This window comes from Tsukamurella sp. USMM236, assembly GCF_037148755.1.
Classification (GTDB): domain Bacteria; phylum Actinomycetota; class Actinomycetes; order Mycobacteriales; family Mycobacteriaceae; genus Tsukamurella.
Genome location: NZ_JBBCSS010000007.1, coordinates 24,821 through 40,565, shown reverse-complemented (window position 1 = coordinate 40,565; position 15,745 = coordinate 24,821). Strand labels below are relative to the sequence as shown.

Sequence of the window (15,745 nt, the reverse complement as noted above, 5' to 3'; positions counted from 1 at the left end):
CCCTGGGGATGCGGCTGTGGACGGACGGTGGATCGCCTGGGGACGGCTGTGGAGCGCAATCCACAGTATCTTGTGTAAATTGCACGCTTGTGACACTAGATGTAGTATTGAGAGCATGAGCAGCAACGTGATCGTCTACACCAAGCCCGCGTGCGTGCAGTGCACGGCGACCTACCGTGCGCTCGACAAGGCGGGCGTCGAGTACACCTCGGTCGACATCAGCCTCGACGAGGAGGCGCGGGAGTACGTCCTGGCGCTCGGCTACCTCCAGGCGCCTGTCGTCGTGGTCGACGGCGCCGACCACTGGTCCGGCTTCCGTCCCGACCGGATCAAGTCGCTGGCGTCGGCGGCCGTCGCCAGCGCGTAGCGCGAAGCACGGACACGGCCGAACGGGCCCTCAGTCGCGGGGATGCGACTGAGGGCCCGTCCGCGTCTTCGGGTGACGTGGTGAAAGCCGAACGGACCCCCAGCCGCGGGGAAGCGGCTGCGGGCCCGTTCGTTCGGCCGTGGAGGGTTGTTCGATTATCGACTCAGCGGTGCGGGTAGCAGCGGCCGGGCTCCCACCGGCCGGGAACCCACCGGCCCTGCTCGTACCAGCCGTTGTGCCAGCGCGGCTGGACCCAGTAGCCCGGGTGCCAGCCCCACCGATCCACCCAGCCCGGCCGCCAGTAGCCGCGCTCCCACCAGCCCGGGTGCCAGCGGCCCTGGGTCCAGTAGCCGCCCACCCAGCGGCCCGGTTCGCACCATCCGTGCCCGGGGTGCGATACCGCGGGGGTCGGAGCGGCGGCCGCCGTCGTGGCGGCCACCGTTCCCAGGGGTGCCATTACTCCTGCAGCGACCAGTACGCCGGCCGCAAGCGCTCTCATCCTTGTCATGCCGTGACGGTACGCCTCGTGTGACCTGGAACACTAGACCTATTTACACAGGTCAGGGTGTTTTTGGGGGATAACCCTGAGGGTTAGCTGTACACCGGTCCCGTGTACTTCTCGCCCGGACCGTGGCCCGGTTCGTCAGGGTAACTACTGTATTCGCGGAAGGCGAGCTGCAGCGACTTCAGTCCGTCGCGGTAGGGGCCCGCGTGCGGACCGAGATATTCGACGGACGCCGTGGTCAGGCCGGCGAGCGCGGTGATCAGTCGCCGGGCCTCGTCGAGGTCGAAGTGCGGGCTCTCGCGCGGGTCGAAGGCCGTCGTCGCGTCGCCGTCCGCGCCCGTCAGGCCCAGCTTCTCGGCCGCGGCGCTCATCAGCAGCATCCAGGCGCTGGAGATGACCTCGATCGACGGCGAGTCCGCGACCAGGCGTTCCAGTGTGTCGGGCTCGGGGGACGAATTCGGATTCTCACTCACGACTGCTACACTGTCATGTGCGACCGCTCCGGCTATGTCCGGGGCAGCAAGTGGAGTCCACTCCCACCACGCCGACTCATGGTCGGCTGGTCCGGTCGCCGCCGCGGATTCCGTGAGGAATTTCCGCTGCGGTCTCCTCGTTGGAGGAGGGGTCGATCGTCGGCGTACGCCGTCGGGGCCCGAATCGGTCGGTGTGGGCCCCGTCAGGCGAAAAGCCTGGTCGGGGCCTTTTCGCTGTGGGAACTGGGTGGGCCTCGTCGGCTGCGCGGCGGTCAACGAGTGAAGACCGCTCGCAACGAGACACGAGCACCTATTCAAGGAGGCCCCATCAGCACTGAGACACGCACCAACGGTCAGATCCGCGTTCCCGAGGTCCGACTCGTCGGCCCCGGCGGCGAGCAGGTCGGGATCGTGCGAGTTGAGGATGCGCTCAAGCTGGCGTACGAGGCGGATCTCGACCTGGTCGAGGTCGCGCCGAACGCCCGCCCGCCCGTGTGCAAGATCATGGACTACGGCAAGTTCAAGTACGAGGCCGCACAGAAGCTGCGCGAGTCCCGGAAGAACCAGCAACTGACCGTGATCAAGGAGCAGAAGCTCCGCCCGAAGATCGACGACCACGACTACGAGACCAAGAAGGGTCACGTCGTCCGGTTCCTGGAGCAGGGCTCCAAGGTCAAGGTCACGATCATGTTCCGCGGTCGCGAGCAGTCGCGTCCGGAGCTGGGTTTCCGTCTTCTGCAGCGCCTGGGCGCCGACGTCGCCGAGTACGGCTTCGTCGAGACGTCCGCGAAGCAGGACGGCCGCAACATGACCATGGTCCTCGCCCCGCACAAGGGCGCGAAGACCCGCGCCAAGGCGCAGCAGGACAAGGAAGCCCCGGTCGCGCGCCCCGCCGCGCCCGAGGCTCCGGCCGAGTAGCGAGTTCCTCGCGCCCGGCCTGAACACAACGATAGAGAGACGAACATGCCGAAGAACAAGACCCACAGCGGTACCTCGAAGCGCTTCAAGATCTCGGGCAGCGGCAAGGTGCTGCGCCAGAAGGCCGGCCGTCGCCACCTCCTGGAGCACAAGAGCTCGCGCGTGACCCGTCGCCTCGACGGTGTGGCCGAGGTCGCGCCCGCCGACGTGCGTCGCATCAAGAAGCTGCTCGGCAAGTAAGCCGCTCCCGGTACCCGCTAGAACTTTTCACACGTAAGGACGAAGACTTATGGCACGCGTCAAGCGCGCAGTAAACGCTCAGAAGAAGCGTCGTTCCATCCTCGAGGCGTCGAAGGGCTACCGCGGCCAGCGGTCGCGCCTGTACCGCAAGGCCAAGGAGCAGCAGCTTCACTCGCTCACCTACGCGTACCGCGACCGCCGTGCGCGCAAGGGCGACTTCCGCAAGCTGTGGATCACCCGCATCAACGCTGCGGCGCGGGCCAACGACCTCACCTACAACCGCCTGATCCAGGGCCTGAGCCTGGCCGGCGTCGAGGTGGACCGCAAGAACCTCGCCGAGATCGCCGTCTCCGATCCGGCCGCCTTCACCGCGCTCGTCGAGGTCGCCCGCAAGGCGCTCCCCGCCGACGTGAACGCGCCCGTCGCGTAATTTGACGCAGCACTCGCAACGACCCGCGGACCAGCTCTTCACGGAGCGGACCCCGCGGGTCGTTGCTGCTTCCAAGCTCCTCCGCGCCGCCGGTCGCCGGAAGGCGGGCCTGTTCCTCGCGGAGGGGTCGAACGCCGTCACCTCCGCGCTCGAGGCCGGGCTCGTCGACGAACTCTTCGTCACCGAGGAGGGCGCCGCGCGCTACCCCGAGCTGCTCACGGGCCGCGAGGCGTACGTGACGGAGCGGGCCATGCGGGGCCTCTCGGACACCGTCACCCCGCCCGGCATCGTCGCCGTCTGCCGGGCCCTGCCCGAGGCGTCCGTGCCCGACGGTGCGCGGCTGGTCGCCGTGCCCGTCGACGTCGCGGAGCCCGGCAACGCCGGCACCGTCATCCGCGTTGCCGATGCGGTCGGCGCCGACGCCGTGCTCCTCGCCGGCGACGCCGTCGACCCGATGAACGGTAAGGTCGTGCGCGCCTCCGCCGGATCCGTCTTCCACCTGCCCGTCGTGCAGGAGCGCGACGCCGCCGCGGCGATCGCGCGGCTCAAGGACTCCGGGCTCACGGTGCTGGCCACCGCCGCCCACGGCGAGGTCTCGCTCGACGACGCCGACGAGCTGCTCGCCGGGCCCACCGCCTGGCTGTTCGGCAACGAGGCCCACGGCCTGCCGCGCGCCCTGCAGGATCTCGCGGACCATCGCGTGGCCATCCCGATCCGCGGCCGCGCCGAGTCGCTCAACCTCGCCACCGCCGCGTCGATCTGCCTGTACGCGAGCTCGCGCGTGCAGAATCGGGGATAGGTCCTCACCGGTTCCGGGTAGGACTACTCATCCCTGACGGTGCCCGCGCCGGAAGCATGGTGACCATGAGACTCCTGCCCGCCCGCTCCGCCGTCCTCGACGGCACCCCGGACACCCGCGACCGCGCGATCGACGTCGCCCGCCTGGCGAGCCTGCTGGTCGTCATGGTCGGGCACTGCGTGCTCCTCCTCGCCACCGTCACCCCGTCGGGCGTGTGGGTCGGCAACACCCTCGGCGCGCAGCCGTCCCTGCAGCCGATCACCTGGGTGCTGCAGGTGATGCCGCTCTTCTTCCTCGCTGGCGCGGCCTCGTCCGCCTACGGGCTGAAGCCGGGGACCGCGTGGGGCGCGTGGCTCGTCGGTCGGGCGCAGCGGCTCGCCCGCCCCGTGTTCTGGTACCTGGCGTTCTGGTCGCTCGCCCTGGGCGCGACGCGAGTGATCCTCGGGGAGGCGAGCGCCGAGCGGCTCGGCGGCGAGTCCGTGGCGTTGCTCTGGTTCATCGGCGTGTATCTGCTGGTGCTGGCGTTCGTGCCCGCGCTGATGCGGTGCGGCGGCGCCGCGCTCGCCGGGATCGTCGTGGCGCTGCTGCTCGCGTCCGCACTGTTCGACGGTGCGCGCCTCGCCACGGGATCGATCGGGTGGGGCTTCCCGAACTTCCTGGTGGTGTGGCTGATCCCCGTGGTCATCGGCGTCGCGTACGCCCGCCGGATGATTCCGGTCCGGTTCGCGCTGGTCGTCGCCGCGGCGGCGTTCGTCGCGGCCGTCGCCGCGGTCGTCCTCGGCCCGTACGACGTGCCGCTCGTCGTGACCGGCGCCGAGACCTTCTCCAACACCACGCCGCCCACGTTCCTGCTGGGCCTGCACTGCGTGTGGGTGAGCCTGCTGTTCGTCGTGGCGGCGCCCGCGATCGGGCGCTGGGCCCGGAACCCGCGGGTCTGGTACCCGGTGGCGGTGGGCAACGGCGGAGCGATGACGCTCTACCTCTGGCACATCCCTGCGATCGCCGTCGCGGCCTTCGCGCTGCACGCGGTGGGCGTCGACGCCGTCGATCCGGCGCAGGCGGGCTTCTGGGGGCTCATGGCGCTGCGGGCCGCGGTCTTCGCGGTCGTGATGTTCACGCTGTTCGTCCTCCTCTCGCCGCTCGAGCACCGGCGACTGCCCTGGTGGGACGCCCGCGTGACGACCCGCGGGGCGCGCGGCGCTCTCGCCGGCTGCCTCGTGTGCGTCGCCGGGGTGGCAGTGCTGCTCATGGCCAAGGAGGGGCTCGGCTCGTCGACGGGGTGGCAGGCCCTCGCAGTCTTCCTGGTCGCGCTCCTCGCGGCGCGGGCTCAGGCGGACGTGCGCGTGCCCCGCGCCTCCGTGGCCGACGGTGCCGCGACGGCACCGTCGGACGCCTGACCGCTGCGCTCGACCTCGTCGGGGACCCCGATCGCGGGCCCGGCTGCCACGATCGACGGTTGCGCGGGCGCACCCGGGAAGAGGACGTTGAACAGCAGGTTGAGGAGCACCGCGACGATCGCCGCCGCGCTGATGCCCGAATGGAAGATCACCACGAACCAGGCGGGGAACGCGTGCCAGAAGTCGGTGGAGACCACGGGGATGAGCCCGAAGGCGATCGCCGCCGCGACGATGAGCAGGTTGTTGTTGCCCTGGTAGTCGACCTTGGCGAGGGTGCGGATCCCACTGGCCGCGACGGTGCCGAACAGGACGATCCCGGCGCCCCCGAGAACCGGCCCGGGGATCACGCTGAACACGGCCGCCGCCATCGGCGACAGCCCCAACACCAGGAGGATCGCGCCGCCCGCCGCCACGGCGAACCGGCTCTTGATCCCGGTGAGCGCGACCAGCCCGACGTTCTGCGCGAATGCCGTGGCGGGGAACGAATTGAACACGGGAGCCAGCAGAGAGGACGCCATATCGGCCCGCAGTCCGTCTGCGACCCGCCGCGAGTCGACCTTCGTGCCGACGACCTCACCGACCGCCAGGATGTCCGCGGTGGTCTCGACCATCGTCACCAGGATGACCACGGTGAGCGAGACGATCGCGCCGATCTCGAACATCGGCCCGCCGAAGGCGAAGGGGTGGGGGACGGAGAACACCGGGGCGGACCCCACGGCGCCGACGTCGGCGCGGCCGAAGATCAGCGCGACGACGGTGCCGACCACCAGCCCCAGCAGCACGGACAGCCGGGAGAGCATACGGACCTTGCTGAGCAGGACGACCGCGAGGAACGTGAACATCGCGAGCCCGATACCGGGGAGCGCGGCGAAGTCCGGATTGGCGACCTTCTGCCCGTCGACCGTGATCGTCGGCTGCCCGGTGATCCACCCCGCCGCGACCGGCATGAGCGAGAGCCCGATCACCGTGATGATCGAGCCGGTCACGACGGGCGGGAAGAAGCGGATCACGCGGGCGAAGAACGGGGTGATCGCCAGACCGATCGCCGCGGCGACGAGAAGCGAACCGAACACGACTCGGAGCCCGTTTTCGGGGTCGCCGGCGAGGATCGTGAGGATGGTCGAGACGGTCGCGAAGCTGGTGCCCTGCACCAACGGCAACCGGCTGCCGAAAAACGGCACGGCGAGCGTCTGGAGCATGGTCGCCAGGCCGCTGACGAACAGGCCGCTCGCGACGAGCAGTGCCTTCTGCGCCGTGTCCAGCCCGGCCGCGCCGCCCACGATCAGCGGGACGGCGATGACACCGCCGAACATCGCGAGGATGTGCTGGATTCCGTAGCCGAGGGTCTTTCCGACGCCCAGGTACTCGTCCTCCGGTCGTTGGTGCGGCGTGCCGCCGTCCGTCGTCGTGATCGCCATGGCCCGACGGTAGGCAGCCCGATCCGCTGATCGATTGCCTCGATGTGACGGCGGTGTTGCATCACGCCAGGGCGATGTTGCCCGATGCGGTGCCGTCCGCGTTCTTGCTCGCCTGGTAGGTCCGGGACAGCTCGTCGTAGGCAGCGATCAGGCGTTCCAGGAGACCGGGGCACTCCTCCTGCGCGAGCGGCATGAGGTCGGTCGCGCGGAAGAACGCGTTGCTCCGGTTGTACAGATCACGCCCGGGCGCCGGCGCCGCACGGTCCGGGTCGGGGACCGCGTAGACCTCGGTCAGGATCCGGATGTCGTGCGGAATCGCGAAGGACTTCTCGGAGTCGCTGTGGCTGAACAGGTACGAGAAGTTGTCGAAACCCGACCACGCGATGCCCGACAGGCACAGGGAGCACGGTTCGTGCGTGGCGAGGAAGACGCAGTCGGCGGGCGCAGGGCGGTCGTCGAGCTCGTAGAACTTCTTGATCGCGTGGATCTCTCCGTGCCAGAGCGGGTTCGACGTTTCGTCGTTGGTCGCCGCGATCACGGTGCTCAGGTCGCTCCTGCGGAGGATCGCCGCACCGAACAGCTTGTTCCCGGCCGCGACGCCGGAGCGGGTCAGCGGCACAATCTCGTCGGCGATCACGGCCAGCATGCGGGTCACGTCAGTCATGCGTTCATCACACCGCATGCGTGCTGCGGATGCGCGGCGACGAACAGCGACGTGTGATGTGATAAATACAAGGTGTCGAATAATGTGGAGGGAGATCGAGATGAAGCGAATCGTCATCGCGGGAATCGTCGGACTGGGCGTGGTCGCGGCACCCGCCGCGGCGGTACAGGCCGCGCCCGGCGCGCCCGTCACCGTCACCTGTGACGTCTACGCGCAGCAGTTCGGCAACCAGTTCTCGTCGTTCGCGGGCACGGTGCACGGCACCGGACCGAATCGTGCGGCGGCGCGTGCCAATGCCGAGACGAAGATCTGGGGTCCGTACGGCTCGATGCCGTACGTCGCGAACTGTCGCTGAGCGGGCGTACCGTCGATCCGTGACGAGGGCGGCGCGGATCGAGGACGTGGCCGCGATCGCGCTCGCCCTGCCCCGCGTCGTGGAGGTTGCGGCGTGGGGTGGCCGCCCGGCCTGGCAGGTCAGCAAGAAGGTGTTCTGCGGGAACCGGTCTCCGCGGCCCGACGCGGTCGATGCGGACGGCGTCCGGCTCGATGACGTGATCCTGATCCGCACGCCCGACGAATCCGACAAGCTCGCGCTGGTCCAGGCCGACGGGCCGTTCTTCACCACGCCCCACTTCGACGGCTACAACGCCGTCCTGATCCGGGCGTCGCGCCTCGGGGAGATCACCCGGGCCGAGCTGGCCGAGGTCATCGAGGACGCCTGGTGCGCCTGCGCCCCGAAGACCGTGGTCAAGGCGTGGCTCGCGGGGCGCGCCCACTGACGTCGGAAGGCGCCCGGACGAGGTCAGCGGTGACGATCATGGCGACGACCATCAGGCCGATGTTCGGTCCCCACCACGCGAAGTCGACGTCACCTGCGAACGCCCAGAACGAGATCGCCATGAGGCCCGCGCAGAAGGTCAGAGTGCAACCGATGGTGAGCACGATCCGGCCGGTCGCGGGTCGGGTGCGGACGAGCCGCAGGCCCGCTGCGCCGAATCCGACGGCGAGCACGTCGAGCGGAAGGAACGACCAGTTCCATGCCTGGACCACGGGGTTCGTGTAGTCGCGGAATCGCCATTGCTCAGGGATCGCGCCGGCGATGATCGCCGCCCAGTAAGCGGTAAGGGCGACGTCGACGAGGAGCAGGAGCACTTTCGCGCCTCTCATTCGGCCGCCGTCGACAAGTTGATGATCGCGACGCCGACCACCGTCACGGCCATTCCGACGATCGTGGTCGCGGAGACCCGATCGCCGAACAGGAGTGCAGCGGCTGCGGTGACGAGAACGGTGCCCGCCGCGGACCAGACCGCGTACGCGACGCCGACCGAGATCTCGCGTAGCGACAGTCCGAGGAAGGCGAAAGCGCCGAGGTAGCCGGGAACCACGATGGCGAGCGGCCAGAGATTCTTGTAGCCGTCCGTCGCACGGAGCGCGAGGGTGCTGGCCACCTCGCAGGCGATGGCCGCCGCGAGAAGGAGAACCGCGGTGCGGGACATTCCACCTCCAAAAATTCAAACCGGTTGGTATGTTTCACGGAGTGAGTGCGCACTGTCAAGAGGGGGAGTCATGCAGGAACGGGCCGCACGGACGCGGGAGGCGCTCCTCGACGCGGTGGCGGACATCGTGGACGCCCGCGGATACGACGGCGCCTCGCTCGCCGACGTGCTCGCTCGCGCCGGCGTCACCAAGGGGGCGATGTACCACCACTTCCCATCCAAGGCGGCGCTCGTGGGCGCCCTGGTCGAGGAACAGTTCGCGCCGACCCTCGTGTCGCCGACGATCCCGGGGATGCCTGTCCTGCACGCGGCCGAGATCACGCTGCAGGCGCTGACGGCCACCGTCGACGACGTGCGGTTCCGAGCCGCCTTCGGCGTCGTCGTCGACCGCCCCCATCCCGAACTGGCGCCGTGGTCGCGACCCGTCAACGAGTGGAGCGAGGTCTTCGCGGCGCTGTTCGCCGCCGCGCGGGACGCGGGCGACCTCGGCGACGGCGTCGACGTCGCAGCCGAGGGCGAGGCCATCGTCGCGACGACGATCGGGTGCTTCTGTGTGGCGCGCGCCGCCGGCGACCCGGGCCGCGCCGTCGCGGCGGTCGCGACGGCCTGGGGGATGGTCGTCGACCGCGCCGTCGCCGCGGGCCGCCGCGCCGCGCACCGTCGAGCACTGGCCGACCTGGTGGGCGCGTACCAGCGGTAATGCGATTCCGTCCGCGGAATCCCGTCGACTAGTCTGGTCGGGTACCGTCCCACCCTCACCGAGGAGCCCAGAGCAGTGTCGGAAGACCAGATCGCCCCCGTCGACGACCTCAGCGAAGCCGCGCTCGACGCGTTCGCCGCGGAGGCCGCGCAGGCGTTCGACGCCGCGGCCGACCTGGAGGCTCTGAACACCGCCCGCCTGGCGCACCTGGGGGAGAAGTCGCCGCTCGCGCTGAGCAAGCGCGCCCTCGGGTCCATCCCGAAGGAGGACCGCAAGGACGCCGGCAAGCGGGTCAACGTCGCGCAGGGCCGGGCGCGCGCCGCCTACGAGCAGCGCAAGGCCGTCCTCGACGCCGAGCGCGACGCCGCGGTGCTCGTCTCCGAGTCGATCGACGTGACGCTGCCGTCGGCGCGTGCGCCGCAGGGCGCCCGCCACCCCGTCAGCATCATCGCCGACGAGGTCGCGGACTTCTTCGTGGGCATCGGCTGGGAGATCGCCGAGGGCCCCGAGGTGGAGACCGAGCACTTCAACTTCGACGCGCTCAATTTCCTCCCGGACCACCCGGCCCGCTCCATGCAGGACACTTTCTACGTCGCGCCCGAGGGCTCGCGGCAGGTGCTGCGCACCCACACCTCCCCGGTGCAGGTGCGCTCGATGCTCACGCGCGACGTGCCGATCTACGTGGCCTGCCCCGGCCGCACCTTCCGCACCGACGAGCTGGACGCCACCCACACCCCGGTGTTCAGCCAGGTCGAGGGCCTCGCGGTCGACAAGGGCCTGACGATGGCGCACCTGCGCGGCACCCTCGAGGCCTTCGCCAAGGCGATGTTCGGCCCCGAGACCACCACCCGCATGCGGCCGAACTACTTCCCCTTCACGGAGCCGTCGGCCGAGGTCGACGTGTGGTTCCCGAACAAGAAGGGCGGCGCCGGCTGGATCGAGTGGGGCGGCTGCGGCATGGTCAACCCGAACGTGCTGCGCGCCTGCGGCATCGACCCGGAGGAGTACTCGGGCTTCGCCTTCGGCATGGGCCTCGAGCGCACCCTCCAGTTCCGCACCGGCCTCTCGGACATGCGGGACATCGTCGAGGGCGACGTCCGCTTCACCCTGCCCTTCGGCGTCCGCGGCTAGCGCCGCCCACCGCTTCCACAGCCACACCAGGAGAAGGACTTCCACCGTGCGCGTTGCACAGTCATGGCTCACCGAGATCCTCCGGCGCGACACCCCGGACTGGGGCGTCACCGCCGACGAGCTGGACGCGGGGTTCGTCCGCGTCGGCTTCGAGGTCGAGGAGCTCGACTCGCTCGACACCGTGACCGGCCCGCTGAAGATCGGCCGCGTCGTGGCGATCGAGGAGCTCACGAACTTCCGCAAGCCGATCCGGTTCTGCCAGGTCGACGTCGGCGAGGCCGAGCCGCGCGACATCGTCTGCGGCGCCCGCAACTTCGCCGAGGGTGATCTCATCGTCGCGGCGCTGCCCGGCGCCGTGCTGCCCGGCGGCTTCGCGATCGCCACGCGCCAGACGTACGACCACACCTCCGACGGCATGATCTGCTCGGTCTCCGAGCTCGGTCTCGGCACCGACCACTCGGGCATCCTCGTGCTGCCCGCGGGGACCGCGGAGCCCGGCGACGACGCCAAGCAGGTGCTCGGCATGGACGACACCGTCATCGAGCTCAACGTGACGCCCGACCGCGGCTACGCCTTCTCGGTGCGCGGCCTGGCCCGCGAGCTGGCCTGCGGCTACGACCTGCCCTTCACCGACATCACCACCCCGTCGGAGAGGGCCGGGCGCGGCGCCGGCGGCGTGGACGTCACCGTCGAGCCCGAGTCGGGCTGCACCCGCTTCACCGCGCTGCGCGTCGAGGGCATCGACCCGAAGGCCGTCAGCCCGTGGTGGCTGCAGCGCCGCCTGCTGACCTCCGGCGTGCGCCCGATCAGCGCCGCGGTGGACGTGACCAACTACCTCATGCTGCTCAGCGGCCAGCCGCTGCACGCCTTCGACGCCGACAAGGTGCGCGGCGGCCTCGTCGTGCGCGCGTCGCGCCCCGGCGAGACCCTGGAGACCCTCGACCACGTCGAGCGGAAGCTCGATCCCGAGGACGCGGTCATCGTCGACGACTCCGGTCCCGTCTCGCTCGCGGGCGTCATGGGCGGCGCCACCACCGAGGTGGGCGACGACACCGTCAACGTGATCCTCGAAGGCGCCATCTGGAATCCCGTCAAGGTGTTCCGCACCGGCAAGCGGCACAAGCTCAGCTCGGACGCCGCCAAGCGCTACGAGCGCACCGTCGACCCCGCGATCTCCGTGTGGACGGTCCGCGAGGCGGCCCGCCTGCTCACCGAGATCGCCGGCGGCACCGTCGTGGGCGAGCTCACCGACCTCGGCGGCTACGCCGAGCGCCCGCAGGTGACCATCGCCGCGGACCGTCCGGACCGTGTGGCGGGCATCACCTACGCCCCGGGCACGACGGTGCGCCGCCTCACCCAGATCGGCTGCGAGGTCGAGGGCGAGAGCAGCCTGACGGTGACCCCGCCGACGTGGCGGCCGGACCTGAACATGGTCGCCGACCTGGTCGAGGAGGTGCTGCGGCTCGAGGGGCTGGAGCAGATCCCGCCCGTGCTGCCCGCCGCGCCCGGTGGCCGGGGGCTCAGCGCCCGGCAGCGTCGCCGCCGCACCGTGAGCCGCTCGCTCGCACACACCGGCCACGTCGAGGTCCTCACCAGCCCGTTCTTGCCCGCCGGGGTCTTCGACACCTGGGGGCTGGAGGCGGACGACCCGCGCCGGAACACCACGAAGGTTCTCAACCCGCTCGAGTCGGACCGGCCGTCGCTCGCCACCACGCTGCTGCCGGGTCTGCTGGAGATCCTGGCGCGCAACGTCTCCCGCGGGCAGCGCGACCTCGCGCTGTACACGATCGCCCAGGTGGTGCTGCCGTCGGAGAAGACGGTCGCCGTCGATCCGATCCCCGTCGACCGCCGTCCCACCGCCGAGCAGGTCGCCGAGCTCGACGCCTCGCTGCCGAGCCAACCCGAGCACATCGCGCTCGTCTTCACCGGCCAGCGGGTCCTCGCCGGGCCGTCCGGGCCGGGCCGGGCCGCCGACGCCGCGGACGCCTTCGAGGCGGTCCGCGAGATCGGCCGCGCGAGCAACGTGGAGCTGACCCTGCGGTCCGCGCAGTTCGCGCCGTTCCATCCCGGGCGCTGCGCCGAGGTTCTGGTCGGCGAGACGGTCGTCGGGCACGCGGGCGAGCTGCATCCCGCGGTGCTGGAGCGCGCGGGCCTGCCGGAGCGGACTACCGCCGTCGAGCTCGACCTCGACGCGATCCCGCTCGTGGAGAACCTGCCCGCGCCGGTGATCTCGCCGTTCCCGGCGGTGTTGCAGGACGTCGCCGTGGTCGTCGACGCCGCCGTCCCCGCGGAGACCGTGCGGGCCGCGCTGGCCGACGGTGCCGGGGAGCTCCTGGAGGCCATCTCGCTGTTCGACGTCTTCGCCGGAGCGCAGGTGGGCGAGGGGCGCAAGTCGATGGCCTTCTCCCTGCGTTTCCGCGCGGGCGACCGCACGCTCACCGAGGACGAGGCCTCCGCGGCGCGCGACGCCGCGGTGGCGAGGGCGTCAGAGGTCGTGGGCGCCGTCCTGCGCTGACCCGCGCCGGCGGTACAGGAGCAGCCCGGCGACGCCGCACCCGATCGCGCTGACCACCAGCGGGATCGCGGCGAGGTGGAATCCGGACGACGGGCCGCCAGGCGCGGAGGCGATAAGGACGGCGCACAGGGCGCCGCCCAGCGAGCCGCCGATGCGCTGCAGGATGTTGACCTGCGTGATCGCGCCGGGGAGCTGCTCCGCGGTCACCGCGCGGTAGGCGGCCACCGTCACGGGCGTCGCGACGAGGCTGATCGAGGCGCCGAACGCGACGAGTAGCGCCTGGACCAGCCAGGTCGGCGCGTCCGCCGGCAGTGTCGAGAACGGTGCGACGGCGGCCGTCGCGAGGACCGAGCCCACGAGGACCACCGGCGCGGGGCCGAACCGGTCGACCCACCGCCCCGTGAACGGCGAGATCACGCACGTCGCCCCGGCGAGACCGAGCAGGCTCGTGCCCGCGTCGAGCGGGCTCTGCCCGCGCCCGAGCTGGAAGTAGAGCGCGAACAGGATTCCGCTGCCGAAGATCAGCGTGCCGGCGAAGAAGGCCCCGACGGCGCTCGCGCGGAAGCCCGGGTCCGTGAACAGGCGCAGGTCGAGCAGGGGATGGTCCGTGCGCAGGCTGGCGGCGCCGAACCACCCCAGCGCGAGGATCGCGGCGGCGCCGATCGCCAGCACGTCGGCCGTAAGGCGGCCCGTCTCGCCCCAGCGGGTCGCGGCGAAGACCAGCGTCGGCAGCCCGATCGTGATCAGCACGAGCCCGGTCCGGTGCAGCGGCACCGGCGGCTTCGTGGGGAACCGGGGGATCAGCCGGTGGCCGAGGAGACCGGCGGCCACGCCGATCGGCACGTTGATGAGGAAGAGCCATGGCCACGGCGCGGCGGCGAGGACGTGGCCGCCGATCAGACCGCCGGCCGCGGGCGCCGCCGCGACGGCGAGTCCCAGGGTGCCCATGACCCGGCCCAGCCGCTCCGGCCCCACGGCAAGGCCGAGGATCGTCTGGCCCGTCGGGATGAGGACACCGCCGGCGAGGCCCTGGACTACGCGCGCCGCGATGAGCGTCTCCACGGTCGGCGCCGCCGCGCACAGGACGGAGGCGAGGGTGAACCCGGCTAGGGCGGCCAGCCATAGGCGCCGCACGCCATAGCGGTTCCCGAGCCGCGCCGCCAGCGGCAGCGACACGGCGAGGGCGAGCAGGTAGGCGCTGGCGACCCATTGGGTGAGCGACAGTGGCGCGCCCAGTGCGTCGCCGATGGAGGCGAGGCCCACGTTGACGATGGTCGCGTCGAGCCCGCTGGCGAAGGCGCCCGCGGCGATCACGCTGCACAGCCGCCAGGTGCGGCCGTCGATCCGGTCGCCGGTGCGCGCGGCGGTCACGGTCATGACGCCCGCCCCGCGCGGACGGACCGCAGCGCCGCGGACCACTCGACGACCTCGTCGAACATCCGGAGGAGGGCCGGCTGGTGATGCTCCGCCGGGGCGAACGCGCCCCGCTCCCGGACGTCGGGCAGGTCGAAGTCGGTGAACAGGTTGAGGGCCACCGTGGTCCGCACGCAGGCGGTCTTCGTCTCCGCGAGGACGAGGCGGAGGTGCTCCGCGGCGCGCACCCCGCCGTGGATCCCGAAGGTGACGAAGCCTGCCGCACGGTCGTTCCACTCGGCGTAGAGGTAGTCGATCGCGTTCTTCACGGCCGCCGGCATCGAGTGGTTGTACTCGGGGACCACGAAGACGAAACCGTCGAACGATTCGATGACCTCAGCCCAGCGGCGGGTGTGCGGGTGCCGGTACTCGCCGAACGCGGCGGGGAGGGGCTCGTCGAGCAGCGGCAGGTCCTGGTCGGCCAGGTCGACGGTGGCGACGACGGCCCGGCCCCGCAGGTGCTCGGTCGCGGCGCGGTGCACCCACGCGGCGACCTGATCAGTGCGGCGCCCGGGGCGGGTGGACCCGATGATGACGGCGATGCGGGGAAGCTCGGTGTGCGCTGTGGTGTCCATGGCCCCAATGTACAACGAGCATTGCACTAGATACAATGATGATTGTACCTATGGAAGGGTGGGGTCATGCGTGAGGACAAGCGACAGGATCTGCTGCGCGGCGCGGTGCGCGTCTTCGCCGCCGACGGCTTCAGCCGCGCGAGCATCCAGAGCCTCGCGGCCGAGGGCGGCGTCTCGACGCGGACCATCTACAACCAGTACGGCAACAAGGAGGACCTGTTCCGCGCCGTTGTGCTCGACAGCGCGACCCGCGTCGCCGAGCGGCAGATCGCCGTCGCCGAGAAGTACCTCGGCCGGATCGTGGACCTGCGCGCGGACCTCATCGCCTTCGGCCGCGCCTGGTCGGTGCGCGACCCCGACAGTCGCGACCACTTCCGGATGGTCGCCCAGATCAACGCCGACGTCGACCACATCGCGCCCGACGTCCTCGCCGGGTGGCGCGCCGCCGGCCCGGACCGGGTCCGCGCCGCGATCGGCGAGATGCTCGTCGCGCTCGACCGGGACGGACATCTGCGCATCGACGACGGCGAGCTCGCGGCGGTGCACCTCATCAATCTCACGGCCGGCGCGGTCGGCGGCGTGAGCGGCACGGGGCGCATCGTCGAGCCCGCCGAGGAGGAGCGCATCGTCGCCGCCGGCGTCGACGTCTTCCTCGCGGCCTACGCGCGCTGACCGCACCGTCGACTCCGGGCATGGAGCCGGCC

At 71.0% G+C, this 15,745-nt stretch carries 20 protein-coding genes; 12 read left to right on the top strand and 8 right to left on the bottom strand.

The features are described 5' to 3' along the window. Positions 1-115 precede the first annotated feature (115 nt). Positions 116-367, top strand: a complete 252-nt coding sequence (gene nrdH, locus WFK95_RS20180) for a glutaredoxin-like protein NrdH (RefSeq protein ID WP_224647435.1) — start codon at positions 116-118, stop codon at positions 365-367. Between the two features lie 163 nt (positions 368-530). Here the strand turns inward: nrdH and WFK95_RS20175 are convergent, their stop codons facing one another. Beyond that, on the bottom strand, positions 531-824 hold the full coding sequence (locus WFK95_RS20175; protein ID WP_336671723.1) for a hypothetical protein: 294 nt from the start codon (positions 822-824) through the stop codon (positions 531-533). A gap of 134 nt (positions 825-958) precedes the next feature. Beyond that, positions 959-1,345, bottom strand: a complete 387-nt coding sequence (locus tag WFK95_RS20170; protein ID WP_224647440.1) for a recombinase RecA — start codon at positions 1,343-1,345, stop codon at positions 959-961. Between the two features lie 279 nt (positions 1,346-1,624). Here WFK95_RS20170 and infC point away from each other — a divergent pair, with 279 nt between their 5' ends. The 5 genes from infC to WFK95_RS20145 are packed head-to-tail and all read left to right on the top strand — an operon-like array spanning position 1,625 to position 5,129. Continuing rightward, on the top strand, positions 1,625-2,263 hold the full coding sequence (infC, locus tag WFK95_RS20165) for a translation initiation factor IF-3 (RefSeq protein ID WP_146437343.1): 639 nt from the start codon (positions 1,625-1,627) through the stop codon (positions 2,261-2,263). 45 nt (positions 2,264-2,308) lie between these two features. Beyond that, a complete protein-coding gene (gene rpmI, locus WFK95_RS20160; protein ID WP_224647442.1) occupies positions 2,309-2,503 on the top strand; it encodes a 50S ribosomal protein L35 in 195 nt (64 codons plus the stop codon). Between the two features lie 49 nt (positions 2,504-2,552). Then, positions 2,553-2,933 carry a 50S ribosomal protein L20 gene (rplT, locus tag WFK95_RS20155; RefSeq protein WP_224647444.1) on the top strand — a complete coding sequence of 127 codons (381 nt, stop codon included), beginning with the start codon at positions 2,553-2,555 and terminating at the stop codon, positions 2,931-2,933. Position 2,934: 1 nt separating this feature from the next. Beyond that, positions 2,935-3,732, top strand: a complete 798-nt coding sequence (locus WFK95_RS20150) for a TrmH family RNA methyltransferase (protein ID WP_224647446.1) — start codon at positions 2,935-2,937, stop codon at positions 3,730-3,732. Between the two features lie 56 nt (positions 3,733-3,788). After that, positions 3,789-5,129, top strand: coding sequence for an acyltransferase family protein (locus WFK95_RS20145; protein WP_336671722.1), 1,341 nt, complete (start codon positions 3,789-3,791; stop codon positions 5,127-5,129). Here the strand turns inward: WFK95_RS20145 and WFK95_RS20140 are convergent. Further along, positions 5,060-6,547, bottom strand: a complete 1,488-nt coding sequence (locus WFK95_RS20140; protein WP_224647450.1) for a nucleobase:cation symporter-2 family protein — start codon at positions 6,545-6,547, stop codon at positions 5,060-5,062. The genes WFK95_RS20145 and WFK95_RS20140 overlap by 70 nt on opposite strands. A gap of 61 nt (positions 6,548-6,608) precedes the next feature. Further along, complete coding sequence (locus WFK95_RS20135) at positions 6,609-7,211, bottom strand: nucleoside deaminase (protein WP_224647453.1); 603 nt, start codon at positions 7,209-7,211, stop codon at positions 6,609-6,611. Positions 7,212-7,311: 100 nt separating this feature from the next. On the opposite strand from WFK95_RS20135, the gene WFK95_RS20130 reads away from it, so the two are divergent. Further along, complete coding sequence (locus WFK95_RS20130; RefSeq protein WP_224647455.1) at positions 7,312-7,566, top strand: hypothetical protein; 255 nt, start codon at positions 7,312-7,314, stop codon at positions 7,564-7,566. 19 nt (positions 7,567-7,585) lie between these two features. After that, the gene (locus WFK95_RS20125; protein WP_224647458.1) at positions 7,586-7,990 is read left to right on the top strand and encodes an MmcQ/YjbR family DNA-binding protein; all 405 of its coding nucleotides are present in this window, start codon (positions 7,586-7,588) and stop codon (positions 7,988-7,990) included. Here WFK95_RS20125 and WFK95_RS20120 read toward each other — a convergent pair. Continuing rightward, a complete protein-coding gene (locus tag WFK95_RS20120; RefSeq protein ID WP_308011451.1) occupies positions 7,959-8,363 on the bottom strand; it encodes a DUF5360 family protein in 405 nt (134 codons plus the stop codon). The two genes, WFK95_RS20125 and WFK95_RS20120, sit on opposite strands and share 32 nt — an antisense overlap. Before the next feature lie 11 nt (positions 8,364-8,374). Next, the gene (locus WFK95_RS20115; protein WP_224647461.1) at positions 8,375-8,707 is read right to left on the bottom strand and encodes a DMT family transporter; all 333 of its coding nucleotides are present in this window, start codon (positions 8,705-8,707) and stop codon (positions 8,375-8,377) included. A gap of 70 nt (positions 8,708-8,777) precedes the next feature. Here WFK95_RS20115 and WFK95_RS20110 point away from each other — a divergent pair, with 70 nt between their 5' ends. The 3 genes from WFK95_RS20110 to pheT all read left to right on the top strand — a co-directional run bounded on the left by WFK95_RS20110 (position 8,778) and on the right by pheT (position 13,053). Next, a complete protein-coding gene (locus WFK95_RS20110; RefSeq protein ID WP_224647462.1) occupies positions 8,778-9,407 on the top strand; it encodes a TetR/AcrR family transcriptional regulator in 630 nt (209 codons plus the stop codon). Positions 9,408-9,482: 75 nt separating this feature from the next. After that, positions 9,483-10,538 (top strand): phenylalanine--tRNA ligase subunit alpha, encoded by a 1,056-nt coding sequence (gene pheS, locus WFK95_RS20105; protein ID WP_336671721.1) that lies wholly within the window; start codon positions 9,483-9,485, stop codon positions 10,536-10,538. 46 nt (positions 10,539-10,584) lie between these two features. After that, a complete protein-coding gene (gene pheT, locus WFK95_RS20100) occupies positions 10,585-13,053 on the top strand; it encodes a phenylalanine--tRNA ligase subunit beta (protein ID WP_336671720.1) in 2,469 nt (822 codons plus the stop codon). Here pheT and WFK95_RS20095 read toward each other — a convergent pair. Together WFK95_RS20095 and WFK95_RS20090 are read right to left on the bottom strand one after the other, a co-directional pair. Further along, positions 13,024-14,430: a DHA2 family efflux MFS transporter permease subunit gene (locus tag WFK95_RS20095; RefSeq protein ID WP_336671719.1), complete on the bottom strand. Its 1,407-nt coding sequence runs from the start codon at positions 14,428-14,430 to the stop codon at positions 13,024-13,026. The genes pheT and WFK95_RS20095 overlap by 30 nt on opposite strands. Further along, positions 14,427-15,041, bottom strand: a complete 615-nt coding sequence (locus tag WFK95_RS20090; RefSeq protein ID WP_336671718.1) for an NADPH-dependent FMN reductase — start codon at positions 15,039-15,041, stop codon at positions 14,427-14,429. The genes WFK95_RS20095 and WFK95_RS20090 overlap by 4 nt, the downstream gene beginning before the upstream one ends. 66 nt (positions 15,042-15,107) lie before the next feature. On the opposite strand from WFK95_RS20090, the gene WFK95_RS20085 reads away from it, so the two are divergent. Next, a complete protein-coding gene (locus WFK95_RS20085; protein WP_336671717.1) occupies positions 15,108-15,713 on the top strand; it encodes a TetR/AcrR family transcriptional regulator in 606 nt (201 codons plus the stop codon). Positions 15,714-15,745: the final 32 nt, after the last annotated feature.